Source organism: Azospirillum argentinense (assembly GCF_000632475.1).
GTDB classification, from domain to species: Bacteria; Pseudomonadota; Alphaproteobacteria; order Azospirillales; family Azospirillaceae; genus Azospirillum; species Azospirillum baldaniorum.
Window position 1 is genome coordinate 1 of sequence record NZ_CP007797.1, and the last position, 26,198, is coordinate 26,198.

Here is a 26,198-nt window from a genome sequence, read left to right on the forward strand (position 1 = left end):
ATGGACGACCACAACACCGACAAGGAAAACGCCGAACTGCTGGACCGCCCGGTCCAGCTGGCGCTGCGGCTGGATTCGCCGCTGCGCGGCGACGTGAACAACGACCGGGCCCTGATGGCCTATTCGCTGTTCGGCCTGTCGAAGGACAAGGTGGAAAGCCTTCCCACCTACGACGACGGCAAGGTGAAGATCGAGGTGCGCGCCCCGCGCGACGTCGGCGTTGCGACGATCTGGGACAAGTCGGTGCTGATCTACGCCGTCTCGCTGCTGCGCGAGAAGATGGCCGAGGGCAAGATGGGGCCGGAGGTGGGGAAGCTCCACTTCACCACCAGCGATCTCCAGCGCATCGTCGGCAAGACCGCCGGGGGCAGCGCCTACGACAAGATCGAAGGGGCGCTGGAGCGGCTTCAGGGCACACAGATCAAGACCAACCTGGAGACCGGGGGCGAGGGCGAAAGTGGCGCCTTCTCCTGGATCTCCGACTACAAGCTGCTGTACCGCCGCGGCAAGAAGGACGGCGAGCGGCAGGTGCGCGGCCTGACCCTGGTCCTGTCGAACTGGGTGGTGCGCGCGGCGCTGGGAAACAACCTGCTGACCTATTCGGAAGACTACTTCGCGCTGAAGCCCATCGAGAAGCGGCTCTACGAGATCGCCCGCGCCCATCTGGGCCACGGCACCGCCTTCTGGATGGCGCTGGAGCCGCTGCGCAAGCGGGTCGGCTCCGACAACGACCTGCGCAAGTTCAAGAACGCGCTCGGCCCCGTGCTCCAGGCCGACCGTATCCCCGGCTACGGCGTGCGCATCGTCGAGGCCGCGGAGTACAAGGAGCTGATGACGGCGCGCGGCGCTTCCATCGCCCGCGTGCTGAACGCCGACCTGCCGGTGATCTTCTGGCGCAAGGACGCCGGCGAGCCGGAGAGCTGGATCGACATTCCCAGGGTCGAGTTCGACGAGGTGGTCTGACCCCCTCCCCTGCCCTATTCAGTCAGCAGACGGTCGCGGAAGGTCCGCGCGGCGTGGCTCAACCCGCGCTCGCGGTGGCGCAGCAGGCGGAAGGGGCGCTCGGGCAGCGGGAAGGGAACGCGGTGCAGATGCCCGGCCGCCAGTGCGCCGCGCGCCACCAGATCCGACAGGGCGGTGGCCCCCGCCCCGGCCATGACCGCCGACAGCACCGCCTCGTTCGAGGGCAGCTCCAGCGTCACCGGCAAATCCTCCGGCGCCCTCCCCTGCCCGCGCAGCGCCTCCTCAAACTCGGAGCGGGTGCCCGATCCCGCCTCGCGCAGGACCCAGGGGGAGCGGTGCAACTCCTCCATCGGCAGGTCGCTCCGCCCGCGCCAGGGGTGACCGTCCCCCACCAGCAGCAGCAGACGGTCGCCGGCCAGAAGGTCCTGGTCGAGCAGCGGGTCCGTCACCTCCCCTTCCACCAACCCCAGATCGGCGGCACCGTCCAGCACGGCCTTGGCGACCTGGGCGGTGTTGGCGGCCTTCACCGCGACGTCGACGTCCGGATAGCGCCGGTGGAACGCCACGAGCCGTTCGGGCAGCCAGTAGCCGGTGATGGTCTGGCTGGCGTGGATGGCGATGCGCCCGCGCTTCAGCGCCGACAGGTCGGCCAGCATGCGCTCCGCCGCCTCGGCGCGGGCGAGCACCGCGATGGCCTCGTTCAGGAACAGGCGCCCGGCCTCCGTCAGCTCGATGCGTCGGCCCACCCGGTCGAACAGGCGGACGGCGTGCCGGGCCTCCAGGCTGGAGACGGCGGCGCTGACCGCGGACTGCGTCAGATTCAGGGAGGCGGCGGCCCGCGTCACATGCTGCTGCGTGGCGACCGCCACGAAGATGCGGAGCTGTTCGAGAGTCATCTGGTCCCCCGTCCCTTCAAACGTTCGGTTTTATCGAACGATCCGTCCACTATAATCCGTTGGAACGAACGGTCCAGAGGGCGCAGCTTCCCGGCATCGGAATTCGAGGACGCCATGCCGAACCATCTTCCTCCATCGTCCCGCCGGACCCTGGGCGCCCTGCTGCCGGGGATTCTGCTCTGCTCCGGCGTGAGCGGCGCGGCGCTGGCCCTGCAAAGCCTGGAAGTGCGGGTCTTCGGGCAGGCCTGGCTGGAGGCGCTGGTCCTGGCGATTCTGATCGGGGTGACCCTGCGCAGCGTCTGGGCGCCGGGACGGCGCTGGAAGGCGGGAACGGACTTCAGCGCCAAGACACTGCTGGAGGTCGCGGTGCTGCTGTTGGGCGCCTCCATCGACCCGGACACGATCCTGGCCGCCGGACCGGGGCTGGTGGCGGGGATCGCCGGGGTGGTCGCCCTGGCCCTGGCGGTCAGCTACGGCATCGGGCGCCTGCTGGGATTGCCGCCGCGCATGGCGGTGCTGGTCGCCTGCGGCAACTCGATCTGCGGCAACTCGGCCATCGCGGCGACGGCGCCGGTGATCGGGGCTCACGGCGACGACGTGGCCGCAGCCATCGCCTTCACGGCGGTGCTGGGGGTTCTGGTGGTGCTGGGCCTGCCGCTGCTGGTGCCTCTCCTCGGGCTCAGCCCCATGCAGTACGGCGTGTTCGCCGGGCTGACCGTTTACGCGGTGCCGCAGATCCTGGCGGCGACGGCGCCGGTTGGCGCGCTGAGCGTCCAGGTTGGGACGCTGGTGAAGCTGCTGCGCGTGCTGATGCTCGGCCCGGTGGTTGTGGCGCTGGCCTTGATGGCGAAGCCGGAAGGCGCTGCTCGGGAAAGGGGCGCCAAGACCCGCCTCCCGCTGCGCCGGCTGGTGCCCTGGTTCATCCTCGGCTTCCTGGCGCTGGCCGGGCTGCGGGCGGCGGGACTGATCCCGGACGCCGCCCTGGCGGCCAGCCAGACCGCGGCGGGCGTCCTGACGGTGCTGTCGATGGCCGCGCTGGGGCTTGGGGTGGATGTGCGGATGCTGTCGCGGGCGGGGCTGCGCGTCACCGCGGCGGTGATGCTGTCGCTGGCGGCGCTCGGCGCCATCGGGCTGGGTCTGATCCGGCTGCTGGGGATCATGTGAGCGCGGGCGGCGGCGCGTTGGGGCGGCAGCGCCTGCAGGGGCGGAAGCCCGCCGCCTCCGCCGCCGTGGCATCGGGGTGGAACGCGACGTTTTCCCGCTTGGCCCGTCGCGATGGACAGGACGGCCGGCAATAGACGCCGGTGGTGCGCACCGCGTAGACGAAGCGCCCGTCACCGTCCCGGTCCCGGTGCGCCACCGCGCTCCACATCGCGTCCTCGTCCATGATGCCCTCCCGATCCTGCCGCCGGGATCGTCGCCGATGCCGCGAAGCCGGGCCACCCGTTTCCTGCGTCCCGCAAAAAGACGGCTGGCAAAAAAGACGGCCGGCAGAGGTCTGCCGGCCGCGAGGTTCGGGGAGGGAGGGATGCGAAGCGGGCGAGCCTTACTTCTGGATGCCGGTGACCTGCTGCTGGGCCTTGTTGCCGATGCCGGCGGAGAGGTTGGAGACGGTGCCGAGGTTCTGGTTGAACAGAGCGCCCGGCGCGCCGAACTGCATGGCCTTGACCTGCTGCTGGGCGGTGTTGCCGATGCCGACCGCGCTGTTGCTGACGGTGCCGGCGTTGCTGTTGAAGCCACCCAGAGCGAAGGGCGCTTTCACCCCGCCGCCCATCCCGCCACCGGTCTGCAGGCCGAAGACCTGCTGCTTGGCGGTGTTGCCGACGCCGGCGGCGAGGTTGGAGACGTTGCCCAGGTTGGAGGCGGTGCCGAAGGGACCGGCCAGCCCGCCGCCGGCCTGGACACCCATCACCTGCTGCTGCGCCTTGTTCTGGATGCCCGCGGCGGTGTTGGAGATGACCCCCAGGTTGCTGGCGTTGCCGAGCGGGATGCCGCCGGTCATCAGGTCGCCGGCGAAGGCCGGGGCGGAGCAGAGCAGGGCGACGGCGGCGGCGATCAGGGTGGTGCGGCGCATGGTGTGGTTTCCTTCCGGTGTCTGGGGAGTTGGTGTCTGGGGGGATTTGTCTGCCGGTTCCGTCTGCGTCGGGGCCCGGCCTGTCCGATGACCAGACACTACGCCCCGCCGCCCTCCCCCGCTGTGGCCTGCGCCACACTGTGAGACAGCTTTTCCGAAAGGCTCTTTCTTCGGCCCGAACCGTTGAGGCACGGGGGATTTCCTGTACGATCCCCCGACGCCTTTTCCGGCACCCGCCCCTGTTCCGTGCGGGGCCACCACAACGATGCGAGACGGCGCAATGCTTCAGACACCCGACCGGTTGGACCCGGAGGTCGTGATCTTCGATTTCGACGGCGTCATCATCGACTCCGTGCCCACCAAGAACGGCGGCTTTGCCATCCTCTACGGCATCGACGATGGGGAGACGGAGGAGCGGATGCGCCAGACGATCTGGCGCAACGGCGGCCTCAGCCGTTTCAAGATGCTGGCGATCCTGGAGCGGGAGATGTTCGGGCGCGACCCCGGCCCGGCGGAGATCGACGACCTGGCCCGCCGCTACGCCGAGATCGTCGACCCGCGCGTTCCCGACTGCGCGCTGATCGCCGGTGCGGAGACGGTGCTGGACCGGTTGGACGGCACGCCCTGCCACCTCGTCTCGGGCACGCCGCACGAGGTGCTGATGGGCACCGTGCGCGCCAAGGGGCTGGAGCGGCATTTCCGCAGCATCACCGGCTCCCCCAACGTGAAGGCGGAGGTCTTCGTGCGCATCGTCGCCGCGGGCGGGCACGACCCGGCGCGGTCGCTCGCCATCGGCGACTCTCTGACCGAGCTGGAGGCCGCCCGCAAGGCCGGCATGGGCTTCGTGGGCGTGGTGTCGGAAGGGCTGCCGAACCCCTTCCCGCCCGACGTGACGGTGGTCGGCGACCTGCACGGGCTCGCCCAACGACTCTGAGCGGCGGATTTGCGGTAAACGGTCGCATTGGGGTATTGTTTATGGGGCCAACAATCCATAAATGATTATGGCATCCTATGACGAAAGGGAGGTCAGTATGCCCGTGCCGAAAGAGGCTGCCGAAGCCGCCCGTGACCGTTATCTGGCGATCCTCAGCGGGTACCCCGGCATGACCCGCGCCGAAGTCACGAAGCTGTCCGACGACTACGCCATCGCGGTCAATTTCGCGTCGGGCATCCCCGACGATCTTCCCAAGGATCTGGACGGCGTGCCGGTGATCGCACGCACCCAGTGACGTTCAGCCGCAGTAATGCTCGGCCATTGACGCGCAAACGCGACGCCCGGTCCAGACCATGGACCGGGCGTTTCGTATTTTCGGGACTTACGCCGGGTTGGACGGGGCCGGGTTGGATGGGGTGGTGGCGTCGGCGCGCTCGGCCGGTCCCTTGTTCATCGCCATCGCCATCATCTGGCTCGCCTGCGCGGTGCAGGTCGCGGCCAGCGTGCGCACCGTCTGGCCGCCTTCGACGAGAAGCCGGCTGAGCATCGGGCCGGGGGCTTCGAAGGTGCCGATGAAGACCCGCTCCTCCTCCCCCTTGCCGGCGAAGCCGCGCTTGAACAGATGCACGCCGGGGTTGGCCTGGGCGTTGACGCCGTGCAGGTCGTAGCGCTTCCCGCCGTTCGCCTTCACCCACTGCATCGCCTTCCAGTGGACGAGGAAAGCGGCGTTCAGCGGCAGTCCGGCCTCCGCGGTGGCGGAATTCTGCATCAGCGCGGTGTCCCCGAGCAGCGACACCACCACGCCGGCCACCGGCTCGCCGTTGTGGGAGGCCATCACGGCGTGCATCTTCATGCCGTCGGGCAGGGCGCGGTGGACCTTGGTCAGGGTGCGGCTGTCGAAGGCGCGGAAACCCTTGCGGCGCTGCGTCTGGATGAACAGGTCATCGATGGCGTCGAGGATCTCCGGCGAGGAGCCCTCGACGATTTCCAACCCTGCCCCCTCGGCTTTGGCGAGGCCGCGCCGCCAGTGGCGGGACAGGTCCTTGTGGATCGTCGCCTCGTCGCGGGTCAGGTCCATGATGAAGGTGCGGTAGGGGGCCTTGGCGTCGCTGTGCCGCATCCCCAGCGCCTCCATGGCGGACAGCGCGCGGGCGCCCTCCCCTGCCTCGTCCTCGACGCGCGGCAGGACGCGCAGGAACAGCCCGCGCCGGACGCTGTACTCGGCCTTCATCGCGTCCATGATCGCCAGGAAGTCGGCCGGATCGGCTGGACGGCCCTTGGGGCGCCACAACGGTCCCCACATGACCAGCGCGATGCCGCCGATGCCCGGAACCCGGCGGACCAGCAACTGCGCCGCGGCCACCGGCTGGCCGTCCCGGCGCAGCACGATGTGGCTGAGGTCGCGGCCGGGATGTGCGATGCGCCCGAAATCCCAGGTCTGGAAGATGTTGGCGTCGTCGAATCCGTTCATGACAGCGTACCAGCCGCCGCGGTCCATACGGTCGATCTCGACAGCCGGTGAAGCGTCCAGGCAATCGCCCCCAAATGCGTCGGTGTGAATCTGGCGTTTCCCCAGCGAAGTCACGTCGAACCTCTCGCGTGGTTGGTCGAATGGGCCCAATCGGAGCGGACGTGGAACCTCGCCCGTCCCGCTTCCCTGGCCGGAGGCCAGAGCCGTCGCATCGTCGAAGGTCGAAGCTCCGCGGAAAGTTTTAGACAATTCACGCGCGGCCTACGGTCTTTGCGATCGTCCACAAACAATAGGAGACGCACGGGAAAATCACACAAACCCTGATGGGTTCGCGCAAAATCCCACTGGATTATTCTCTGTGGCTAAGCGCTTTTTCTGGGGATTGTATGGGCTACGCCCGTATCGACGGTTATGTTGCGGCGCAATACGCCCAATTCGACGCCGATTGAGTGGAAATCCGTGCTTCGGCGTTCAGAACATCGTCAGTTGGATGATGCCATCGGCGCGGGCATGGCGTTCCGCCGCGTTGGCGGCGGCATCCTGGGCGCCTTCCTGCGATTGGGCGATCCCGACGGCGATGCGCTCCCCGGCCACCGACACGGTCCAGGTCCAGCGTCCATCGGTCCGCCACGACACGGCGAGCTCGCAGCCATGCGCCTGACACACCAGTTGCCGCACCGACCAGTTCGCCGTCATTCGTGCAACCCCACAGCCCCGGTGCCGCCGCCGGCCCCGCATGCCTTAGTTATGCACCGGAGAGGCCATGGTCCGCCAGTGCCGGCTGCTCCAGGCCGCGGGTAGACACCCATTGCGGGGGTTGGGACGACTTGGTAGCTTCCGGGACGACTCCGGCACAATGGGGCGACGAGGGGGCAATGACCGGCGACGATTTGAAGCTGCTGCGCGAGAGGCGCGGCCTCACCCAGACGCAGATGGCCGCGTTCGTGAACGAACTGACCGGCCGCCGCTACGACAAGCAGCGGCTCAGCAAGTGGGAGACGGGCCGCGAGCCCCTGCCCCGCGACGTGCTGGGCCGGCTGCTGCTGCTGTCGCTGGAGCAGCCGGCGACCGAGGCGCCGCGCGCCGGCACGACCATCGCCATCGGCCTGCAAAAGGGCGGCACGGCCAAGACGGCGACCTCGATCAACGTCGCCTTCATGCTGGCCCGGTCGGGGAATCGCGTGCTGCTGGTGGACGCCGATCCGCAGGGCAACGCCACGGTCCATGTCGGCGTGCCGCAGACCGACGTGGTGGCGCTGACCGAGCAGGGCAGGGTGCTCTACCACGCGCTGATGGGCAAGGCGAAGCTGGCCGAGGTCATCCGCCCGACCAGCGTGGAAGGGCTGGACGTCGTGCCGTCGAGCATCGCGCTCGCCAGCGCCGACACGGAACTGCCCGGCAACCTGACCAACGCCCAGACCGCCATGGCGGAGATGCTGGACGCGGTGCGGGGCGATTACGATTTCATCCTGATCGACTGCGCGCCGAACCTGGGAGCGGTCACCATCAACGCGCTGACCGCGGCGGACTATGTGCTGATCCCTTGCCAAGCGGAGCCGCACGCCATCCTGGGCGTGAACGCCTTCTTGGACACCGTGACGAAGATCCAGCGGCGGCTGAACCCGAACCTGCGGGTGCTGGGCGTGCTGCCGACCATGCTGAATCCCCGCCAGACCCAGGACCGCTCCTCGCTGGACGACATCGGCCGGCTGTGGGGAGAGGATTACCGGGTCTTCCCGCCGGTGCCGCGCGCGACGATCTACGCGCAGGCCGCCGGAGCCAACGTCATCACGCTGGACGCCGACATCGGCGCGCCGGGCGTGGAAAGCTACGCCGCCATCGCCGGTGCCCTGCTGAAGGCCACCGGACGCATCCGGGAGTCGTCCGATGCCGCCTAAGAAGCTGACCCGCCAGACCGCCGCCACGGTTCTGCAAGCCAAGAACACCGCCCCGGCCCTGGAGACCGACCGGCTGTTCGGACTGACCGGCGCCCTGCCCCGGCTGATCGAGGCCGACGTCGCCGCCATCCGCACCGACCCCAACCAGCCGCGCACCGTCTTCGACGAGACCGCGCTCGCCTCGCTGGCCGCGTCCATCGAGCGGCACGGGCTGCAGCAGCCGGTGCTGGTGCAGGAGACGGCGGAGAAGGGCGTCTACCGCCTCGTGGCCGGTGAGCGCCGCCTGCGCGCCCACCAGATGCTTGGCCGCCCGACCATCGCCGCCATCATCACCAAGGGCAAGGCGGAGGAGATCGCACTGATCGAGAACGTCCAGCGCGTGGACCTGGACGCCATCGATCTGGCCCGCGGCCTGACCCAGCTCATCGACAGCCACGGCTACGCCCAGGCGGAGGTCGCCGCGGTGCTCGGCTGCTCGGAGGCCGAGGTGTCGAAGCGGCTGAAGGTGCTGGACCTGCCGACCGACATCCTCCGCGAGTACCGGGAGAACCCCGATGCGGTGTCCCGCTCGGCCCTGGTCGAGCTGGCCTTCGTCGGCGACGAAGGGGAGGTGCGGCGGCTGTGGCAGTCGGCGCGCACCGGCGGGCTGACGGTGCAGTCGGTGCGCGCGGCGCGGGCGTCCAAGGCGCCGGGCTCGGTGGAGCCGATGCGTGTGCTCGGCCGCTCGATCAACCGCATCGAGAAGGAGCTGAAGGCCATCGACGCGGTCAGCAACGCGATGCAGAAGGAGCATCGGGAGCTGCTGCGGGACCTGCGGATGCGCATCGACGATTTGCTGGGGGAGTGACCGCTTTCGAAATCGAAAGCGTCTTTAGGTTGTGGTATTTTATGAATTGAGCAACCTATAAGGGCTTTCGAAGTCGAAACGTGAAATGCCCCAGGGTGTCAATTTCGGACAGTATTGCCCCCACCCCGACCCTCCCCCGCTGCGCAGGGGAGGGGGCAAAAAAGTTCCCTCCCCTGCGTCAGCGGGGGAGGGTTAGGGTGGGGGCAAAGCCCCGACAACTCATGCAACAAGCACCGCGTGAACAGCGCCGCGCCCCGCCTTACACGGCCTGCTGCGGGCGCATGTCCGACGGGTCGATGCCGGCGACTGCCACCGGCTTCTTCATGGCGTCGCGGCGGAACGGCTCGCCCAGCTCCTGGTTCAGGATCACCTCGACGAAGGTGGTGATGCCGCGCCCCTGGTCCTCGATGGCTTGGCGCAGGGCGGCGGTCACCTCATTCTGGGTGCGCGCGGTGACGCCCTTCAGGCCACAACCCTCGGCCACCTTGGCGTAGCTGAGCTTGGGGTTCAGCTCCGTGCCGACGAAGTTGTTGTCGAACCACAGCGTCGTGTTGCGCTTCTCCGCCCCCCACTGGAAGTTCCGGAAGATCACCATGGTGACCGCCGGCCATCCCTCGCGCCCGATGGAGGACATCTCGTTCATCGAGATGCCGAAGGCGCCGTCACCGGCGAAGCCGACGACCGGGGTGTTCGGGCAGCCGATCTTCGCGCCGACGATCGACGGGAAGCCGTAGCCGCAGGGGCCGAACATGCCCGGCGCCAGATACTTCCGCCCTTCCTCGAAGGTGGGGTAGGCGTTGCCGATGGCGCAGTTGTTGCCGATGTCGGTGGAGAGGATGGCGTCCGCCGGCAAGGCGGCCTGGATGGCCCGCCACGCCTGACGGGGCGACATGCGGTCGGACTCGCGCTCGCGCGCCTCGGCGTTCCAGCTCGTTCCGGGATCGTCCTCCTCATGGTCGAGCGAGGACAGGAGCTGAAGCCACGCCGACTTGGTCTGGTGGATCAAGGCGCGGCGCTCCAGCCGGCCCGCGTCCCCGGCGCCGGGGGCGAGCTGCGCCAGGATCTGCTGGGCCACTTGGCGGGCGTCGCCGCAGATGCCGACCGAGACCTTCTTGGTCAGGCCGATGCGGTCGGGGTTGATGTCCACCTGGATGATCCGCGCGCCCTTCGGCCAATAGTCGATGCCGTAGCCGGGCAGGGTGGAGAAGGGGTTGAGCCGGGTGCCGAGCGCCAGCACAACGTCGGCCTTGGCGATCAGCTCCATCGCCGCCTTGGAGCCGTTGTAGCCGAGCGGCCCGACCGACAGCGGGTGGCTGCCAGGGAAGGCGTCGTTGTGCTGATAGCCGCAGCAGACCGGCGCGTCCAGCCGCTCCGCCAGCGCGATGCTGTCCCGAATGGCTCCGCCGATCACCACCCCGGCGCCGTTGAGGATGACCGGGAATTTCGCCTCCGACAGCAGGCGGGCCGCCTCGGCAATGGCCTGCCGCCCGCCCGCCGGGCGCTCCAGCCGGACGATCTGCGGCAGCTCGACGTCGATGACCTGGGTCCAGAAATCGCGCGGCACGTTGATCTGCGCCGGGGCGCAGCCGCGCCACGCCTTCTCGATTACGCGGTTCAGCACCTCGGCCATGCGGCCGGGGTCGCGCACCTCCTCCTGGTAGCAGACCATCTCCCGGAACATGGCCATCTGCTCGACCTCCTGGAAGCCGCCCTGGCCGATGGTCTTGTTGGCGGCCTGCGGCGTCACCAGCAGCATCGGCGTGTGGTTCCAGTAGGCGGTCTTGATCGAGGTGACGAAGCCGGTCACGCCGGGTCCGTTCTGGGCGATGGCCATGGCCATCTCGCCGGTGACGCGGCTGTAGCCGTCGCAGATCAGGGCGGCGTTGGTCTCGTGCGCGCAGTCCCAGAACTGGATACCGGCCTTGGGGAAGAGGTCGGAGACCGGCATCATGGCCGATCCGATGATCCCGAAGGCGTGCCGGATGCCGTGCATCTGAAGGACCTTCACGAACGCTTCCTCGGTGGTCATTTTCATGGTGCGCATCCTCGTTTCATGGATGGGTGGCGTGGGATGAAAGGGGAGGGTGGCCAAGGGTGATCGGCCGGCGGTCAGCCGGCGATCACGCGCGGCATGGCCCGCTCGCCGGGGCCGGGACAAATGGCGGGCCGGTGCACGGCGATCAGGGGAGCGTAGCCGTCGGCCCCCTCCGGCATCGGCATGGCGAACCAGCGGTAATGGCGCCCGCTCCAGACGAGCAGCCCTTGGCTGAGGCCGTGGCCGTCCACCGCGAAACGGTCGATCAGGCGACCCGCGAGGCCGACGGACAGCGGTTCGTAGACGATGCCCGGACCGGAGCGGAAGCCCACGCGGGGGCAGGAGGGCGAGCCGCAGATGTAGAGGCTCCGGGCATCCATCGCCTTGGCGCGGGTCATCAGGAAGGCCAGGGCGGAGCCGTGATCGGTATGGCCATGCGGCATCTCTGTTCCTTTCCTGTGGTGGGTGGGTGAAGAGGCGGGCTCAGGCTTCCCCGGCGCCGTAGAAGAGGGTCACGGTGTGCTTCGCCTCGGCGAAGAAGAGCCAGCGCTCGGCGATCACCCCCAGCGCGGCGGCGGCGGCGGCCAGCAGCGCCAGCGTGCCGGAGAGGGCGCCGGGGCCGGCGACCAGCGCGCCGAGGCTCAGCGCCGCCGGCAGGGCGAAGGCGGCGAGGCGGGTGATCAGGCGCAGGCGGGCGGCGTGACGGCGCCCGACGCGGAAGCCCATTTCCTTGAGCAGGTAGTTGTCCTCGCTGTGCGGGGCGTCGAGCAGGCGGACCCGCCCGATGTGGCCCAGCCCGGTCGCTGTCTCCGCCGTGCTGACGGGGCGGGCGGTGGCGCAATGCCGCCAATGTCCTTCCTTCGCCGCCCAGGCCAGCGCCACCGACGCCAGCGCCAGCAGGGAGGACCAGCCCGCCGCCTGACCCGCCACGCCCAGCAGCGCGTTCAGCAGCAGCGCCCCGGTCATCAGTGACAGCGCCAGATAGCTGCGCGGCACCCACGGGTTGGCCCACTGGCGGATGGGCTTCAGCGAGGCGTAGATCATTGCCGTGCAATAGACGGTGACCACCGCCATCGCCGCGGTGATCCAGCCGGCGACCCCCGCCACGCCGCTCCCCAGGAAGAGCCAAGCGATGGCGAAGACCCCCGCCGGCAGGAAGGTGGCGACCGCCGCCACCCCTTCGCGCGACAGCCAGGAACTGCGCCACTGCGACAGCGCCCGCCATGCCCGTTCCGGCCGGCCGAGATGGGCCAGCGAGGACAGCAGCCCGGCCACCACCAGCCCCAGGGCGAGGGCGAGGGCGGCGAAGCCGAACAGCGGGCTCGCCGGCAGCAGGCCGAACGGCGCCAGCATACCGAGCAAGGCGAGCAGGCCGTAACCGGCGCCCGCAGCGCTGGTGAAGAAGATGATGGAGAAGGCCGGATGCATCGGATTTCCTCCCTCAGCGCGCCAGGATGCGGTCGGCCCATTTCAGCAGGCCGTGGAGCGGCAGGTCGTCGTTGGCGCTGTCCCTGGTGACGCGCTCGTCGAGCGCCAGGGTGGGGCGGGGCCGGGGCGGCAGGTACTTGTTGGTCGGCTCGTAGCCAAGCTCCGGCATCAGGTCGTAGCCACCGCGCTCCGCCACCAGCTTCGAGACGGCGGAGGCCGGGTCGGCGAGGTCGCCGAAATGCCGGGCGGAGGTCGGGCAGACCATGACGCAGGCCGGCACCCGCTCCGTCTCCGCCAGCGTCTCGTTGTGGATGCGGTCGATGCACAGCGTGCATTTCTTCATCACGCCGACGTCCTGGTCGAACTCCCGCGCGCCGTAGGGGCAGGCCCAGGAGCACAGCTTGCAGCCGATGCACAGATCCTCGTTGACCAGAACGATGCCGTCCTCGGCCCGCTTGTAGGAGGCGCCGGTTGGGCAGACGGTCACGCAGGCCGGCTGTTCGCAATGCAGGCAGGAGCGCGGGAAGTTGGTGGTGCGCGACCCGCAGCCGCCTTGGTCCGAGCCGGCCTCGAAGCTGTGGATGCGGTTGAACCACACCCCGTCCGGGCCGGCGCCGTAGGCGTCGGTGTCGGTCAGCGGCGCCATGTGGCCGCCGGCGTTCCACTGCTTGCAGGCCACCGCGCAGGCGTGGCAGCCAACGCAGGTGTCGAGGTCGATGACCAGCCCCAGCCGGGGGGCGCCGGGCTCGCGGTTGGGAAGGCTCGTCATGACCGGACTCCCCGAGACGTGGACCGGAACGCGGCGCCGGTGCGCAGGATGGCGGGCGGCGGCTCGACGCCCGGCGGCATGGCTTGGGCGGGGAAGCGCGGCATCGTCTCGGCCCGCTCCTTCGGCGGGGCCTTCTCGACGCGGACGCGCAAGTCATACCAGGCGGCCTGCCCGGTCACCGGGTCGGCGTTGGCGTGGCGGTAGCCGTTGCGCTCCGGCAGCAGCTCCGAGATCAGGTGGTTGAGCAGGAAGCCCTTCGTCCCCTCCGGCGCGTCGGCGGACAGGTTCCAGGCGCCGGAGCGCTTGCCGATGGCGTTCCAGGTCCAGACCGTCCCGGCCTCCACCCCGTCCATCAGATGGACCGGCACCCGGATGCGCCCGGTCGGGCTGGTCACCCAGGCCCAGTCGCCGTCGGCGAGGCCGAGCGCCTCGGCTGTCTGGCGGGCGATGTAGAGGCTGTTGCGCGCCAGGATCTGCCGCAGCCAGGCGTTCTGCGATCCCCAGGAATGGTACATGGGCATCGGGCGCTGGGTGACGGCGTGCAGCGGGAAGGCGCCTTCGTCCAGCCCCTCCTCCTCCAGCGGCGGGTACCAGAAGGGCAGGGGGTCGAAGTAGGTCTCCACCCGCTGCCGCTTGTCGGCGGGCGGCACCACCGCGCCGTGCCCGCGCGCGGCGAGGCGGAATTTCTGGAGCGGCTCGACGTAGAGCTGGAGGATCACCGGCTCCGGCTTGTCGAGGAAGCCCATGCGGGTGGCGGTCTCCAGATAGGCCTGGTTGGCGTGCTTGAAATAGTGCTGCTCCGGCGGCAGCTCGAAATGCCAGAAGCAGCCGTTGCGGACGTAGCGGTCGAGCTGGTCCGCGTTGGGCGCGCCCTTGCCGGCGTCCTTCCCGTCGGTGCCGCGCCAACCGGCCAGCGGGCCGATGCCGGGCTTGCGCTCGTGGTTGGTCATGTAGTCGGGGTAGCCGCCGGGGTAGCGCGGGCTGCCGTCTTCCCGGACGAAGGCGGGCAGGCCGAGCCGCGCGCCCAGCTCGATCAGCACGTCCTGGAAGGGCCGCACGTCGCGGTCGGGGGTCAGCACCGGCTGGCGGATGGAATCGCCGGGGCCGTGCGCGCTGCCGATCGGGCGGTCGAGCAGGGAGATGCAGTCCCACCGCTCCAGGTAGGTGGTGTCGGCCAGCACGAGGTCGGCGTAGGCCACCATCTCCGACGCGTAGGCGTCGCAATAGACGATGAAGGGGATGCGGTACTCGCCGCTGTCGGGGTCCTTGTCGGACAGCATCCGCATCGTCTCGGACGTGTTCATCGACGAGTTCCAGGCCATGTTGGCCATGTACATGAACAGCGTGTCGACGCGGTACGGGTCGCCCTCCCAGGCGTTGGCGACCACCATGTGCATCAGCCCGTGCACCGACAGCGGCGCGTCCCAGCTGAAGGCCTTGTCGATGCGCAGCGGCTGCCCGACCTCGTCGACCAGCAGGTCTTCCGGCCCCATGGGGTAGCCGAGCGGCATCCCGTGGATGGCCTTGCCGGGGCCGGTCTCGCCGCGCTTGCCGGCGGGCTTGGGACCCGGCGGGGCGGGGCGGGGGTAGGGCGACTTGTAGCGCCAGCCGCCCGGAACGTCGATGGTGCCCAGCAGGATTTGTAGGATGTGGATGGCCCGGCAGGTGTGGAAGCCGTTGGAATGGGCGGAGATGCCGCGCATGGCGTGCATGGCGATGGGCCGCCCGACCATCCGCTCGTGGCGCCGCCCCGCCCAGTCGGTCCAGGGCTGCTCGATGGTCAGCGTCTCCTGGAAGGCGAGGTGGGCCATCTCGGCGGCGATGCGGCGGATGGTGTCGGCGGGGACGCCGCAGCGCTCGGCCACCGCCTCCGGCGCGTGCTGCGGGTCGAGGTAGCGCTCGGCCAGCAGATGGAAGGAGGGCACGGCCCGCCGCCCGTCCGGCAGGGTGACGGCGCCGACCAGCGCCGGGCGGATGCCGGCCGCGGTGGCCGGAATGGCGCGCTGCTCCACCGCGTCCCAGGCCAGCGGGGCGCCGTCGGCGTCGCGGGCGAACAGGCCGTCGTCGGGGGCGCCGGGATCCTGGATGACCAGCCAGGGGGCGTTGGTGTAGCGGACGAGATACTCGGCGTCGATGCGGTCGGCGCGCAGAAGCTCGTGGATCAGGGCGAAGACGAACAACCCGTCGCTGCCCGGACGGATGCCGATCCATTCGTCGGCGATGGCGGAATAGCCGGTCTTGATCGGGTTGACGGAGACGATCTTGGCGCCGCGCGCCTTCATCTTCGACAGGCCGATCTTGATCGGGTTGCTGTCATGGTCTTCGGCCACACCGAACAGCAGCAGGTAGCGGGTGTGGTCCCAGTCCGGCTCCCCGAACTCCCAGAAGCTGCCGCCCAGCGTGTACATGCCCGCCGCCGCCATGTTGACGGAGCAGAAGCCGCCGTGTGCCGCGAAGTTGGGCGTGCCGAACTGCGCCGCCCAGAAGCCGGTCAGCGACTGGCTCTGGTCGCGCCCGGTGAAGAAGGCAAGCTTGCTGGGGTCGCTGTCGCGGATCTTGCCCAGACGCTCGGTCAGGATGGTCAGCGCCTCGTCCCACTCGATCTCGCGGAATTCCCCGGTGCCGCGCTCCCCGGTGCGCAGCAGGGGTTTGCGCAGCTTGGCCGGGGAGTTCTGGGTCATGATGCCGGCGGACCCCTTGGCGCAGATCACGCCATGGTTCACCGGATGATCCTTGTTCCCCTCGATGAAGCGGAGCTGGCCATCCTTGATGTGCACTTTGATGCCACAGCGGCAGGCGCACATGTAGCAGGTGGTGTATTTGACCGTGTCGGAGACGGTCGGCGAGGGGTTCAGCTCCTCGCGCGGCGACTGGTAGCGGTCGAGCCAGCCGCGCGCGTCCTCGGGCGCCGCCGGCCCGCTCCTTCGCTGGAAGCCCTGGGTGAAGGCGAACCCGCGCGCACGCTGGCCGCCGACGTCGTCGATCTTCGCCATCCTGATCCGTTCCCTTCCGGAATGCCTCCCCCGTTCCCTCCCGGCGGGGGCCGAGAGAGGGGGCCGGGAGAGGGGGCGGTGCTGCCGTGCCGTTCTTCAAAAAGGCGGCTGTGCGGTCAGTCCGCGAGCCGTTGCGCGCCCGACCGTTTCGCGGCCTCGGCCATCAGCGCGTCGAGGGCCGCCGGCAGGTCGCCGGGCACGTCCACCACCACGGCGCCGGCGCGTTCCAGCGCGCCGCGCTTGGAGGCGTAGCTGCCGCGGTCGCCGGTCACGATGGCGCCGGCGTGGCCCATCTTCTTGCCCGGCGGGGAGGCGCGGCCGGCGATGAAGGAGACGACGGGCTTGTCCGTCTTCGCCACCAGCTCCGCCGCCTCCTCCTCCATGCTGCCGCCGATCTCGCCGACGAGAGCGATGGCGTCGGTGCCCGGATCGTCGATCAGGGCGGCCAGCGCGTCCTTGGTCGTCGTGCCGATCATCGGGTCGCCGCCGATGCCGAGGAAGGCCGACTGCCCATGGCCGCCGCGCACGAGGTTCAGGCAGACCAGCGTGCCCAGGCTGCCGCTGCGCGAGATGACGCCGACCCGGCCCGGCTGGAAGATGCGCGGGTTGAAGGCGGGCATGATGCCGACGAAGCCCTCGCCCGGCGTCACGATGCCGGCGGTGTTCGGCCCGATGATGCGGGTGCCGTGCTCCGCCGCCGCGGCGTGCATCTCCATCACGTCGTGCGACGGGATGTGCTCGGTCAGGCAAACAACGGTCTTGGCGCCCGCCTCGATGGCGTCGATGGCGGCGGCCTTGGCGGCGGCGGGCGGGATGAACATCACCGACACGTCGAAGCCGCCGTTCGCCATGGCCTCCTTCGCGGTGGCGAAGATGGGCACGCCGCAATGGTTCTGCCCGGCCTTCTTCGGGTTCACGCCGCCGACCACGGTGGTGCCGTAGGCCTGCATCTGCTCGGTCCAGAAGGTGCCCTGCTTGCCGGTGATGCCCTGCACCAGGACCCGGTCGCTCTTGCGTACGATCATCGCGCGGCCTCCACGGCTGCCGAGATGGCGTCTTCCATCCGGTCGTAGGGTTCGACCCCCAGCTCCTCCCGCACCATGCGCACGGCCTCGTCCTCGCCGGTGCCGTGGATGGAGAAGAAGACGGGGATGGTGGGGTTCAGCGTCTTCCAGGCCTGGATCACGCCGCCGGCCATCACGTCGGTGCGGGCGAAGGCGCCGCAGAAATTGACGACGAGGCTTTTGACGCCGGGGTTGGACAGCACGAGGTCCAGCGCCTCCGTCCCCTTGGTGTAGGCCTCGCCGCCAATCTCCAGGAAGTTGGACGGGCGCCCACCGGCGTGGCTGATCACGTCCATGGTCGTCATGGTCAGCCCGGCGCCGTTGGCCAGGACGCCGACGTTGCCCTCCAGCTCGATGTATTTGAGGTCGAGCGCCCGCCCGCGCTCCTCCAGCGCCGACAGCGGTTCCCTGGCGCCCAGCCCGGCGATGTCCGCCTGCCGGTAGAGGGCGGAATCGTCCACCGTCAGCTTGCAGTCCAGCGGCACGACGCGGCCGTCGGCGAGCAAGGCCAGCGGGTTGATCTCCAGAAGCTCGGCGTCGTGCTGGCGGTAGACGCGGTAGAGATCGACCAGCATCGCCGCCACCGGCACGGCGGCCTCGCCGAGATCCAGCCCGAGCAGCAGGCGGCGCGCGTCCACCGGGCCGAATCCCTTGCGGATGTCCACCGCCATGCGGCGCAGGGATTCGGGGCGGGTCGCCGCGACCTCCTCGATGTCCATGCCGCCCTCGGTGGAGAACAGCACGAGCGGGCTGCGGCTGGCCGGGTCGTTCAGCACCGCGGCGTAGAATTCGCGAGCGATGGCCGCCTGCTCCTCGACCAGAACGCGGGCGACCGGGAAGCCGCCGATCTCCATGCCCAGGATGGCCTGCGCGGATGCTGCGGCCTCCTGCGGCGTGGCGGCCAGCTTGACGCCGCCCGACTTGCCGCGCTTGCCCGTGGGCACCTGCGCCTTGACCACCACCGGCCCGATGGCGCGGGCGGCGGCCTCCGCCTCCTCCGCGCTGGCGCAGAGGCGGCCCTGCGGAACGCTCACCCCGGCGCGGGAGAGCACGGATTTTCCGGCATGTTCCTCGAAATTCATCGTCGCCTCCGTCAGCGTCCGTGGCGGGACCAGAAGGGGCCGAACAGGGCCTCTTCGCTCGGCTTGTCCTCCGGGATCGGGCGGACGAGGTGGGTGATGTTGACGAAGTGCTTCCAGCTCAGATTTTCAGAGATGGAGTTCTTCTGCCAGCTCCCGCAGCCCATGGAGAGGGTGAAGTTCAGCCCGCTGTCGAAGCCGCCGCCGTTGCCGAAGGTGTGGGCGAAGTTGACCAGCACGCGCACCACGTCCAGCTCGTCGGCCAGCCGTTTGGCGTGCGCCTCGTCCTTGGTGTGGATGCCGCAGGAATGGCCGCGCCCCTGGTGGTCGAGGATCCGGCGCACCTGATCGACCGCCGCGTCGAAGTCCGGCACCCGGTAGACCGCCAGCACCAGCGACAGCTTCTCGCCGGAGAAGGGATGCGCCTTGCCGACGCCCGTCTCCTCCACCAGGAAGAAGCGCGCCTCCCGCGCCTTGGGCGCCAGCTCGAACGCCTCGGCCAGGATGGCGGCGTCCTTGGCGATCAGCTTGCGGTTCAGCTTGCCGTTCTCCCACAGGCGGGACTGCACGCGCTCCCGCTCCTCCGCGGTGCAGAGGTAGGCGCCGGCCTCCTCCAGCGCCGCGATGGTCGCGTCGTAGACGGAGTCGAGGACGATCAGCGCGTTCTCCGACGAGCAGGAGGTGGAGTTGTCGAAGGTCTTGGAGGCGCAGATCTTGCGCGCCGCCTCGGCCAGATCGGCGCTTTCGTCCACGATGACCGGGACGTTGCCGGCCCCGACGCCGATGGACGGGGTGCCGCTGGAATAGGCGCGGCGCACGTTGTCCTGCGAGCCGGTGACGACGACGAGGTCCACCGCCTCCATCAGCGCCTGGGTCAGGCCCTTGGTGATGGGGGTGGGGATCATCTGCACCAGATCCTCCGGCGCGCCGATGCGCGCCAGTTCGGCCCGCATCAGCTCGACCGTGCGGCCGGTGGCGGCGGAGCCCATGGGGGAGGGGGCGATGATGATGGCGTTGCGGCCCTTGACGGCCATCATCGCCTTGTTGACCGGGGTGGCCGCCGGGTTGGTGGAGGGGGTGACGGCGCCGACGACGCCCAGCGGCTTGGCGATCTTGACGATGCCCTTGGCGGTGTCCTCCTCGATCACGCCGACGGTGCGCACCCGCATCAGGTCGCGCAGCGTGCCGAAGGTCTTGCGCTGGTTCTTGACGATCTTGTCCGCGACGTTGCCGAGGCCGGTGTCGGCCACCGCCAGTTCCGCCAGGGCGCGGGCGCGGCCCGGCTCGTAGATGGCCCAGGCGAGGGCGGCGACGGCGTCGTCCACCCGCTCCTGCGTCGCGTCGGCGAAGGCGCGCTGGGCGGTGCGGGCGCGGGCGACGAGGGCGGCGATGGCCTCCTGGTCGGCGCTGGCCGGCGTTCGGTCGAGCATGATGTTGTCCATTTGCTTGTCTCTCTCCCTGAAGGTTCGTTCGTTGGTTCGGACGGTCAGGCTTTGAGCACCCGGTGCGGAGGCTCCTTCGGGGCCGGATCGCCGTGGGTGGGATCGTTGGGAGGACGGCGGAGCAGGGGCTTCACCACCGGCCACATCGACCAGGCGAGGAAGATCGCGGACAGCGCCAGGATCGTGCCGCTGATCGGGCGGGTGAAGAACACCGCCATGTTGCCTTCGTAGTTGGCGAGCGAGGTGAGGAAGTAGCGCTCGCACAGCGGCCCCAGGATCACGCCCACCACCAACGGGGCCGGCGGGAAGTTGGTGCGCTTCATGAAGTAGCCGACGACGCCGAAGGCGAGGCAGACATAGACGTCGAAGAGGTTGTTGCGCACGCCGTAGGCGCCGACGACGCTGAGCACGATGATGAAGGCGCCGAGGATGGCCGGCGGCACGCGCATCAGCGTCGAGAAGACCCGCGCCACGCCTATCGCCGCGACGATCATCAGCAGATTGGCGATCAGCATGCTGGCGAAGATCGTGTAGACCAGCGTGGTGTTCGAGGTGAAGAGGAGCGGGCCGGGGTTCAGCCCGTGGATCAGCATGGCGGCCAGCATGATCGCCGTGGCGGCGCTGCCGGGGATGCCCAGCGTCAGCAGCGGGATCATCGCGGTGCCGGTGGTGGCGTTCTTGGCCGCCTCCGGGGCCGCCAGCCCTTCCTCCATCCCGGTGCCGAAGCGGTCGCCCTTGCCGCAGGCCTGCTTCTCCACGCTGTAGGCGATGACCGCTCCCACCGTGGCCCCGGCGCCGGGGATGACGCCGATGGTGCAGCCGACGCCGGTGCCGCGCAGCACGGAGGACTTCACCCGCCACAGGTCGGACAGGCCGACCTGCTTGCCGGGCTTGGTGGCGACGGAGCGGGCGCCGCCGGCCCGCTTGCAGATCAGGTCCACGACCTCGCCGATGGCGAAGAGGCCGATCATCACGACGGTGAAGTTGATGCCGCTCTCCAGGTCGGGGACGCCCAGCGTCAGCCGGGGCATGCCGTACATCGGATCGACGCCGACCGTGCCGATCAGCAGGCCGAGGAACATCGAGAGCGCGCTCATCAGCGGGGCGTCCTTGGCGATGGCGATGACGCTGACGAGGCCCAGGATGGTGGCGGCGAAGAATTCCGGTTGGTCGAACTTCAGCGCGAAGCTGGCGAAGGGCGGGGCGCCGAAGGTCAGCAGCAGCGCGCTGACCAGCCCGCCGAAGGCCGACGCGGTGATGGCGATGCTCAAGGCCCGCGAGGACAGGCCCTTGCGCGTCATCGGGTAGCCGTCCCAGCAGCTTGGCAGCGAGGCCGGCGTGCCGGGGATGTTGATGAGGATCGAGGAGATCGAGCCGCCGAACACGCCACCCACATAGATGCCGCCGAGGAAGGACATCGCCGTGACCGGCGGCAGCAGGTAGGTGAAGGGCAGGGCGATGGCCATGGCGTTCACGAAGGAGATGCCCGGCAAAGCGCCGGCCACCACCCCGAGCATCAGGCCCGAGACGAGGAAGACGAAATTGTACGGATCGAGGGCGCCGGCGAAGCCACCGGCCAGATTGGCGAGGATATCCATGGGACGATCCCTCCGGTGGCCGGCTCAGTAGATGCCGAGCAGGCGGTAGAGCGCGACGGTGAAGCCGTCGAAGACGCCTTGGCCGCGGTTCAGCGGCATCTGGGCGAGCAGGACGAAGATGTAGAGGAGCGCCACGCAGCCGATGCCGGTGACCAGCGCCAGCGTCAGCGGGCGCCGGATGCCGCCGATCAGGCACCACAGGGCGACGAAGGCCGCGGTGGCGATGGGAAAGCCGAGCTGCGGCAGGGCGATGCCGTAGAGGACGACCAGCCCCAGCCCGATCATGGCCCGGCCATAGGCGTAGCCTTCGTATTCCTCATCAATCGGTTTCTGCTGGTGGACCGCGCGCCGCAGCGCCAGGAGTTCCTTGGCGATCCAGATCAGGGCGCACAGCCCGACCGCGCCCAGCATCAGCCGGGGCCATCCCGTCGGTCCCACCGGGTCCGGCAGGCCGGCGATCATGGTGCTGTCGCGCACGATGTGTTGCGAGAGAAGAAGCGACCCGAAGAGCAGGGCCGCGGGTGTCGCCAGCCGGCGAAGACCGTGGGACAGGGGAGTCACGGTTCCCTCCCTGAGGAGCGATGAAACGGGTGAGGCGGAATTGGAAGCGGACTCAGCCCGGTGTCTGGCCGACGGTCTTGGTCGCGAAGCGGTCCAGATAGCCCTTCACAGTTTCATAAAAGGCCTTGACCTCCTCCTTGGCCTGGTCCGGCGTTACCAGCGTGTCGACGCAGGTGAAGGTGTCGGCGCAGAAGGTCTTCCATTCCGGGCTCGCCAGCACCTTCGCGGCGGCCTCGTGCAGCTTCTGCACGCGCTCCGGCGGCGTGCTGGCGGGCACGGCCAGCGTGCGGAAGTTGGGCAGGTCGCCGATGTCCAGCCCCAGCTCCGCCGAGGCGGGCACGTCGGGGAAGGAGGGATGGCGCTGCTTGTCGAACACGACGATGGGCCTCAGGTCGCCGGACTTCAGGAACTGGGCGACGTCGCCCGGTTCCTCGTAGATCGCGTCGGTGTGGCCGCCGATGGGCGAGGCGTAGCGCTCCGACGGGCGGGCGAAGGGGACGTTGGTCACCGGCACGCCCTGGCTTCCCAGATACTTCAGCGTGATGTCGTCCTGCGTGCCGTAGCCGGAGGTGGCGACGCGCAGCTTGCCGGGGTTGGCCTTGGCGTGGGCGGCGAAGTCCTCGTAGGTTTTGAAGGGGCTGTTCTTCGAGACGTAGAGCATCGACGGCGAGTTCTGCATCATCGCCACATAGACGAAATTGTCCGGCTTCGCCGTGCCCAGGCCCGACGCCCAGGAGGAGACGGACAGCGCGATCAGCGTGCCGACCGTGTAGCCGTCGGCCGGGTTGGTCAGGACCCGCGTCAGGCCAGCGTTGCCCGACGCCCCGGACACGTTGACGACGGGCATGGCGACGTGGAGATGGGGTTCGGCGAGGCGGGCGAACTGGCGCGCCATCAGATCGGCGCCGCCGCCGGCCCCGAAGGTCGCGATGACCTCGATGGGGCGCGACGGGTAATCGTCGGCGCGCGCGGGGGCGGATGACAGGACGGGTGTCAGCAGCGCGGCCACCGCCGCGGTGAGCGTCAAGGCGTTGCGGAGCATTTGCATTCCCTCCCAGGATTTATTTTTGAGCGTCAGGCGTGCAGGCTGGGGGCGGCGCCTCCCTTGTTGGCTGCGGTGGTGGGGTAGGGCGCGCCCGGCGTGGCGGAGCGGCGCCCGGCGACGATCTGGGCGATGGCGGCGGCGGCGATGCGGGCCGCCGGCGGGTCGGCGCGCGAGGTGAGAACGATCGGCACCGCAGCACCCAGCACGATTCCCGCGGCGACCGCGTCCAGGAAATGCACCAGCGCCTTGAACAGGGCGTTGCCGGTCTCGATGTTCGGCACCACCAGGATGTCGGCGGCCCCGGCGCAGGGGTGGGACAGGTTTTTGATCCGCGCCGCCTCGGCCGACACCGCGAGGTCGAGCGCCAGCGGCCCGAACACCGTCGCGCCCGGCACCTCCTGCTGGCACAGGCGGGTCAGCCGGTCGGCGTCCATGCTGGAGGGCACGCGTTCGGTCACCTCCTCGGTGCAGGACAGCAGGGCCACGCGCGGGTCGCTGCCGCCGACCAGCCGCCACAGCTCCACGGCGTTGCGGATGATGTCCAGCCGGGTGTTCAGCGACGGCGCCACGTTGATCGCCGCATCGGTGATGACCAGCTCGCGGCCCGAACCGGGCAGCGTCATGTGGAAGGCGTGGGTGAAGCGGCGCCCGGTGCGCAACCCGTTCTTCGGGTCGAGGGCCGCGAGCATCAGCGTGTCGGTGTGGATGTGCCCCTTCATCAGCGCGCCGACGTCGCCGGAACGGGCGAGCGCCACCGCGATCCGCGCCGCCGCCGCGTCGTCGCGCGCCGGAACCACGCAGGCGCCGTGGAGCGTCCAGCCGATGCTGCGGGCGCTGTCGGCGATGGCCGCCGGATCGCCGACCAGCACCGGCTCGATGAGGCCGAGGGTGGCGGCGCGCCGCGCGCTTTCCAGCGCGACCGGCGACCCTGCGGCGACCACCGCCGTGGGAACCGGCTCCAGGGCGGCGCTGCGCGCCATCAGCCGGGCCGGGCATCCGGCGGCGGTCGTCTCAAGCGTCCTTGCCATGGCGTCCGTCTTCCTTAAGGTGAGAGGGCCGGCTCGGCCGAGGCGGCGTCGATGCCCAGCGCGTGGGCCATGTCGCTTGCGGCGCGGTGCAGGACCGGCAGCCGGTCGGCCACCGATTCCCGCGACAGCCGGACCTTCGGCGCCTGCACCGCCAGGGCGGCGACCATCCGTCCCGCGCCGTCGCGGATCGGCACCGCCGCGCAGAAGACGCCCGGCATGTATTCCTCGTCGTCGAAGGAATGGCCGCAGGCGGCGATGCTGTCCAATTCCGCGCGGAACAGCGCCGGGTCGCACAGCGTCGCCGCCGCCATCCGGGGCAGCGGCAGGCAATCCAGCAGGCGCCGCCGCGGCAGTTCCGGCAGGAAGGCGAGGAACAGCTTGCCCATCGCCGTGCAGTGCAGCGGCACCCGCGACCCGACGCCGAATTCCAGGCGCAGCGGCCAGCCTTCCACCTCGACGCGGTCGAGATAGACGACGTCGCCGCCCTCCAGCACGCCGATGTTGCAGGTTTCCCCCAACTCCAAGCTGAGCGCCCGCAGCCGGGCGTGCGACGGCGCCTGGGCCAGGGAGCTGCGCAGCGTGTTGAGCGCCAGGGTGCGGAGTTTCGGGCCGACGGTCACCAGCCGGCCGTCGATCGGACGGGCGAGGAAGCCGCGTTCCTCCAGCATGGCAATCAGCCGGTGCGCGGTCGGCTTCGGCAGGGCCAGCTTCTCGGCGATGTCCTTGACGGCCATCGGCTGCCCTGCCCCGGCCACCGCGTCGAGCAAGGCCAGGACGCGGTCGGTGAGCGGCCGGCGGTCACCGGAGTTGTTATCGGCAGCGTCCTCGATTGTCGGTTCGCGGGCCTCCTGCAACGGAGCGGAGCCCAAGGCGATCTTCCGCGTCATCGTTCCTCCCCGTGACTGGAAGCGTATCGCTCGGCCTCTTGGTCTCATTCAGCGATACGATTTGTATCATTAACTCACAGGACCCTGGGTCGCGCAAGCCCAAAAAGTTCGTGTACCCAATTATCCATGCATACGGGGGCATGCCCTGCCGGCATCCCGCGGCTTGGGCAATGAAACGTCCGGTTTTGAAGAACGATGGGGGTAGGGAGGCTATCCGAACTGCGCGGACAGGGCCTCGGCCCCGCGGCGGAGAATGGGCAGGACCTGTTCGACGCGGTCGTGCGACAGCCGGACCTTCGGCGCCTGCACGGCAATGGCCGCCGCCGTCCGGCCCGTGGAGGACAGGATCGGCACCGCCACGCAGAACACGCCCACCACATACTCCTCGTCGTCGAGCGAGTAGCCGCGCGCGGCGATGCGCTCCAGCTCGGCGGCCAGGGCCTGCGGATCGGTGAGGGTGTGGGCGGTCTGCGCGGAAAAGGGGCCGGAGGCCAGCAGGCGGCTGCGCATGCCGTCCGGCAGGGTGGCGAGGAACAGCTTGCCCATGGCCGTGCAGTGCATCGGCACGCGCGATCCCACGCCGAACTGGAGCCGCAGGGGCCAGTGCTCGACCTCCACGCGGTCGAGATAGACGACGTCGCCGCCGTCGAGGACTCCGACGTTGCAGGTTTCCCCCAACTCGGCGCTGATCGCGCGCAGCACCGAGCGGACCGGCGCGCGGGACAGCGAGGCCCGCAGGATGCCGACCGCCAGCCGCGCCGCCTCGACGCCGATGATGACGTCGCGTGTTTCCAGGTCCCGCGCCAGAAGCCCCTTGTCGATCAGGCCGTTGACGAGGCGGTGGGCGGTCGGCTTGGGCAGGCCGAGCGTCGCCCCGATGGTCTTGACCGCCAGCGGGCCGGAGGCCGACGCGACCAGCTCCAGGATCGCGAAGGTCCGGTCGGTGGCGGCCGCCTTCGGCTTGGCCGCGTCGTCGGGGACGTTGGCGGTGGCGGCGTCGGGAGTCGGCGTGCTGCGTGTTTTCAAGGTTCGCCTGCCTTGGCGGTTTCAGCGTCTCATTGAGTGAGACGTGACGCATATAGACCGGCCGCTTTGCGCAGGCAATAGGCAACGGGGGCTGGGCCTGAACGATTGCATTTGAAGTCCCCTCTCCCCCCTGGGGGGAGGGTTAGGGTGAGGGGGTTGC

General features: G+C 69.6%; 24 protein-coding genes and 1 pseudogene. 6 read left to right on the plus strand and 19 right to left on the minus strand.

Annotated features, from left to right (window positions below; translation table 11 throughout):
* Positions 1 to 963 (plus strand): replication initiator protein A, encoded by a 963-nt coding sequence (locus ABAZ39_RS29255; protein WP_040137857.1) that lies wholly within the window; start codon positions 1 to 3, stop codon positions 961 to 963.
* A 14-nt stretch (positions 964 to 977) separates the two neighbouring features.
* Here ABAZ39_RS29255 and ABAZ39_RS29260 read toward each other — a convergent pair whose 3' ends face one another.
* Positions 978 to 1,859 (minus strand): LysR family transcriptional regulator, encoded by an 882-nt coding sequence (locus ABAZ39_RS29260; protein WP_040137858.1) that lies wholly within the window; start codon positions 1,857 to 1,859, stop codon positions 978 to 980.
* Between the two features lie 114 nt (positions 1,860 to 1,973).
* Here ABAZ39_RS29260 and ABAZ39_RS29265 point away from each other — a divergent pair, with 114 nt between their 5' ends.
* Positions 1,974 to 3,023 (plus strand): YeiH family protein, encoded by a 1,050-nt coding sequence (locus tag ABAZ39_RS29265; RefSeq protein WP_040137859.1) that lies wholly within the window; start codon positions 1,974 to 1,976, stop codon positions 3,021 to 3,023.
* Between the two features lies 1 nt (position 3,024).
* Here the strand turns inward: ABAZ39_RS29265 and ABAZ39_RS29270 are convergent.
* Together ABAZ39_RS29270 and ABAZ39_RS29275 are read right to left on the minus strand one after the other, a co-directional pair.
* A pseudogene (locus tag ABAZ39_RS29270) lies at positions 3,025 to 3,246 on the minus strand (Ada metal-binding domain-containing protein); the annotation flags it as partial.
* A 159-nt stretch (positions 3,247 to 3,405) separates the two neighbouring features.
* Entirely contained in the window at positions 3,406 to 3,933 is a 528-nt protein-coding gene (locus tag ABAZ39_RS29275) for a hypothetical protein (protein WP_040137861.1), read from the minus strand.
* 280 nt (positions 3,934 to 4,213) lie between these two features.
* On the opposite strand from ABAZ39_RS29275, the gene ABAZ39_RS29280 reads away from it, so the two are divergent.
* Both ABAZ39_RS29280 and ABAZ39_RS29285 read left to right on the plus strand, forming a co-directional pair.
* Positions 4,214 to 4,867, plus strand: a complete 654-nt coding sequence (locus ABAZ39_RS29280; protein WP_051658720.1) for an HAD family hydrolase — start codon at positions 4,214 to 4,216, stop codon at positions 4,865 to 4,867.
* 97 nt (positions 4,868 to 4,964) lie between these two features.
* Positions 4,965 to 5,162 (plus strand): hypothetical protein, encoded by a 198-nt coding sequence (locus ABAZ39_RS29285; RefSeq protein ID WP_035683083.1) that lies wholly within the window; start codon positions 4,965 to 4,967, stop codon positions 5,160 to 5,162.
* A gap of 87 nt (positions 5,163 to 5,249) precedes the next feature.
* On the opposite strand, the gene ABAZ39_RS29290 is transcribed toward ABAZ39_RS29285, so the two are convergent.
* Both ABAZ39_RS29290 and ABAZ39_RS29295 read right to left on the minus strand, forming a co-directional pair.
* Entirely contained in the window at positions 5,250 to 6,338 is a 1,089-nt protein-coding gene (locus tag ABAZ39_RS29290; protein WP_247875068.1) for a lipid II:glycine glycyltransferase FemX, read from the minus strand.
* Positions 6,339 to 6,809: 471 nt separating this feature from the next.
* A complete protein-coding gene (locus ABAZ39_RS29295) occupies positions 6,810 to 7,034 on the minus strand; it encodes a hypothetical protein (protein ID WP_040137863.1) in 225 nt (74 codons plus the stop codon).
* Between the two features lie 179 nt (positions 7,035 to 7,213).
* Between ABAZ39_RS29295 and ABAZ39_RS29300 the strand changes: the two genes are divergently transcribed.
* Both ABAZ39_RS29300 and ABAZ39_RS29305 read left to right on the plus strand, forming a co-directional pair.
* On the plus strand, positions 7,214 to 8,236 hold the full coding sequence (locus ABAZ39_RS29300; RefSeq protein WP_040137864.1) for an AAA family ATPase: 1,023 nt from the start codon (positions 7,214 to 7,216) through the stop codon (positions 8,234 to 8,236).
* On the plus strand, positions 8,226 to 9,083 hold the full coding sequence (locus tag ABAZ39_RS29305; protein WP_040137865.1) for a ParB/RepB/Spo0J family partition protein: 858 nt from the start codon (positions 8,226 to 8,228) through the stop codon (positions 9,081 to 9,083). The genes ABAZ39_RS29300 and ABAZ39_RS29305 overlap by 11 nt, the downstream gene beginning before the upstream one ends.
* Positions 9,084 to 9,342: 259 nt before the next feature.
* Here ABAZ39_RS29305 and xsc read toward each other — a convergent pair whose 3' ends face one another.
* From xsc to ABAZ39_RS29375, 14 genes are all read right to left on the minus strand, one after another.
* Positions 9,343 to 11,118 carry a sulfoacetaldehyde acetyltransferase gene (gene xsc, locus ABAZ39_RS29310; protein WP_040138330.1) on the minus strand — a complete coding sequence of 592 codons (1,776 nt, stop codon included), beginning with the start codon at positions 11,116 to 11,118 and terminating at the stop codon, positions 9,343 to 9,345.
* A 74-nt stretch (positions 11,119 to 11,192) separates the two neighbouring features.
* Entirely contained in the window at positions 11,193 to 11,561 is a 369-nt protein-coding gene (locus ABAZ39_RS29315; protein ID WP_040137866.1) for a hypothetical protein, read from the minus strand.
* A 40-nt stretch (positions 11,562 to 11,601) separates the two neighbouring features.
* Positions 11,602 to 12,546, minus strand: a complete 945-nt coding sequence (locus ABAZ39_RS29320) for a dimethyl sulfoxide reductase anchor subunit family protein (protein ID WP_040137867.1) — start codon at positions 12,544 to 12,546, stop codon at positions 11,602 to 11,604.
* Between the two features lie 13 nt (positions 12,547 to 12,559).
* Positions 12,560 to 13,315: a 4Fe-4S dicluster domain-containing protein gene (locus ABAZ39_RS29325; RefSeq protein ID WP_040137868.1), complete on the minus strand. Its 756-nt coding sequence runs from the start codon at positions 13,313 to 13,315 to the stop codon at positions 12,560 to 12,562.
* On the minus strand, positions 13,312 to 16,308 hold the full coding sequence (locus ABAZ39_RS29330; RefSeq protein WP_081863430.1) for a molybdopterin oxidoreductase family protein: 2,997 nt from the start codon (positions 16,306 to 16,308) through the stop codon (positions 13,312 to 13,314). Before ABAZ39_RS29330 ends, ABAZ39_RS29325 begins: the two co-directional genes overlap by 4 nt.
* A gap of 116 nt (positions 16,309 to 16,424) precedes the next feature.
* A complete protein-coding gene (locus ABAZ39_RS29335; protein ID WP_035683069.1) occupies positions 16,425 to 17,333 on the minus strand; it encodes a succinate--CoA ligase subunit alpha in 909 nt (302 codons plus the stop codon).
* Positions 17,330 to 18,454, minus strand: a complete 1,125-nt coding sequence (locus ABAZ39_RS29340; protein ID WP_040137869.1) for a succinate--CoA ligase subunit beta — start codon at positions 18,452 to 18,454, stop codon at positions 17,330 to 17,332. The genes ABAZ39_RS29335 and ABAZ39_RS29340 overlap by 4 nt, the downstream gene beginning before the upstream one ends.
* Positions 18,455 to 18,465: 11 nt before the next feature.
* Positions 18,466 to 19,893, minus strand: coding sequence for an acylating sulfoacetaldehyde dehydrogenase (gene sauS, locus ABAZ39_RS29345; protein ID WP_040137870.1), 1,428 nt, complete (start codon positions 19,891 to 19,893; stop codon positions 18,466 to 18,468).
* A gap of 44 nt (positions 19,894 to 19,937) precedes the next feature.
* On the minus strand, positions 19,938 to 21,491 hold the full coding sequence (locus ABAZ39_RS29350) for a tripartite tricarboxylate transporter permease (protein ID WP_040137871.1): 1,554 nt from the start codon (positions 21,489 to 21,491) through the stop codon (positions 19,938 to 19,940).
* 24 nt (positions 21,492 to 21,515) lie between these two features.
* Complete coding sequence (locus ABAZ39_RS29355; protein ID WP_040137872.1) at positions 21,516 to 22,052, minus strand: tripartite tricarboxylate transporter TctB family protein; 537 nt, start codon at positions 22,050 to 22,052, stop codon at positions 21,516 to 21,518.
* Between the two features lie 52 nt (positions 22,053 to 22,104).
* The gene (locus tag ABAZ39_RS29360; RefSeq protein WP_051658721.1) at positions 22,105 to 23,094 is read right to left on the minus strand and encodes a Bug family tripartite tricarboxylate transporter substrate binding protein; all 990 of its coding nucleotides are present in this window, start codon (positions 23,092 to 23,094) and stop codon (positions 22,105 to 22,107) included.
* 32 nt (positions 23,095 to 23,126) lie between these two features.
* A complete protein-coding gene (locus ABAZ39_RS29365; RefSeq protein WP_040137873.1) occupies positions 23,127 to 24,125 on the minus strand; it encodes a bifunctional enoyl-CoA hydratase/phosphate acetyltransferase in 999 nt (332 codons plus the stop codon).
* A gap of 14 nt (positions 24,126 to 24,139) precedes the next feature.
* On the minus strand, positions 24,140 to 25,012 hold the full coding sequence (locus ABAZ39_RS29370; RefSeq protein ID WP_051658722.1) for an IclR family transcriptional regulator: 873 nt from the start codon (positions 25,010 to 25,012) through the stop codon (positions 24,140 to 24,142).
* 210 nt (positions 25,013 to 25,222) lie between these two features.
* Positions 25,223 to 26,038, minus strand: a complete 816-nt coding sequence (locus ABAZ39_RS29375) for an IclR family transcriptional regulator (protein ID WP_051658723.1) — start codon at positions 26,036 to 26,038, stop codon at positions 25,223 to 25,225.
* Between the last annotated feature and the right edge of the window lie 160 nt (positions 26,039 to 26,198).

Excerpts from the sequence above, each read along its gene's own strand:
- ABAZ39_RS29255 (WP_040137857.1), top strand. The coding sequence starts at position 1 with ATGGACGACCACAACACCGACAAGGAAAACGCCGAACTGCTGGACCGC.
- ABAZ39_RS29260 (WP_040137858.1), bottom strand. The coding sequence starts at position 1,859 with ATGACTCTCGAACAGCTCCGCATCTTCGTGGCGGTCGCCACGCAGCAG.
- ABAZ39_RS29265 (WP_040137859.1), top strand. The coding sequence starts at position 1,974 with ATGCCGAACCATCTTCCTCCATCGTCCCGCCGGACCCTGGGCGCCCTG.
- ABAZ39_RS29275 (WP_040137861.1), bottom strand. The coding sequence starts at position 3,933 with ATGCGCCGCACCACCCTGATCGCCGCCGCCGTCGCCCTGCTCTGCTCC.
- ABAZ39_RS29280 (WP_051658720.1), top strand. The coding sequence starts at position 4,214 with ATGCTTCAGACACCCGACCGGTTGGACCCGGAGGTCGTGATCTTCGAT.
- ABAZ39_RS29285 (WP_035683083.1), top strand. The coding sequence starts at position 4,965 with ATGCCCGTGCCGAAAGAGGCTGCCGAAGCCGCCCGTGACCGTTATCTG.
- ABAZ39_RS29290 (WP_247875068.1), bottom strand. The coding sequence starts at position 6,338 with ATGAACGGATTCGACGACGCCAACATCTTCCAGACCTGGGATTTCGGG.
- ABAZ39_RS29295 (WP_040137863.1), bottom strand. The coding sequence starts at position 7,034 with ATGACGGCGAACTGGTCGGTGCGGCAACTGGTGTGTCAGGCGCATGGC.
- ABAZ39_RS29300 (WP_040137864.1), top strand. The coding sequence starts at position 7,214 with ATGACCGGCGACGATTTGAAGCTGCTGCGCGAGAGGCGCGGCCTCACC.
- ABAZ39_RS29305 (WP_040137865.1), top strand. The coding sequence starts at position 8,226 with ATGCCGCCTAAGAAGCTGACCCGCCAGACCGCCGCCACGGTTCTGCAA.
- xsc (WP_040138330.1), bottom strand. The coding sequence starts at position 11,118 with ATGAAAATGACCACCGAGGAAGCGTTCGTGAAGGTCCTTCAGATGCAC.
- ABAZ39_RS29315 (WP_040137866.1), bottom strand. The coding sequence starts at position 11,561 with ATGCCGCATGGCCATACCGATCACGGCTCCGCCCTGGCCTTCCTGATG.
- ABAZ39_RS29320 (WP_040137867.1), bottom strand. The coding sequence starts at position 12,546 with ATGCATCCGGCCTTCTCCATCATCTTCTTCACCAGCGCTGCGGGCGCC.
- ABAZ39_RS29325 (WP_040137868.1), bottom strand. The coding sequence starts at position 13,315 with ATGACGAGCCTTCCCAACCGCGAGCCCGGCGCCCCCCGGCTGGGGCTG.
- ABAZ39_RS29330 (WP_081863430.1), bottom strand. The coding sequence starts at position 16,308 with ATGGCGAAGATCGACGACGTCGGCGGCCAGCGTGCGCGCGGGTTCGCC.
- ABAZ39_RS29335 (WP_035683069.1), bottom strand. The coding sequence starts at position 17,333 with ATGATCGTACGCAAGAGCGACCGGGTCCTGGTGCAGGGCATCACCGGC.
- ABAZ39_RS29340 (WP_040137869.1), bottom strand. The coding sequence starts at position 18,454 with ATGAATTTCGAGGAACATGCCGGAAAATCCGTGCTCTCCCGCGCCGGG.
- sauS (WP_040137870.1), bottom strand. The coding sequence starts at position 19,893 with ATGGACAACATCATGCTCGACCGAACGCCGGCCAGCGCCGACCAGGAG.
- ABAZ39_RS29350 (WP_040137871.1), bottom strand. The coding sequence starts at position 21,491 with ATGGATATCCTCGCCAATCTGGCCGGTGGCTTCGCCGGCGCCCTCGAT.
- ABAZ39_RS29360 (WP_051658721.1), bottom strand. The coding sequence starts at position 23,094 with ATGCTCCGCAACGCCTTGACGCTCACCGCGGCGGTGGCCGCGCTGCTG.
- ABAZ39_RS29365 (WP_040137873.1), bottom strand. The coding sequence starts at position 24,125 with ATGGCAAGGACGCTTGAGACGACCGCCGCCGGATGCCCGGCCCGGCTG.
- ABAZ39_RS29370 (WP_051658722.1), bottom strand. The coding sequence starts at position 25,012 with ATGACGCGGAAGATCGCCTTGGGCTCCGCTCCGTTGCAGGAGGCCCGC.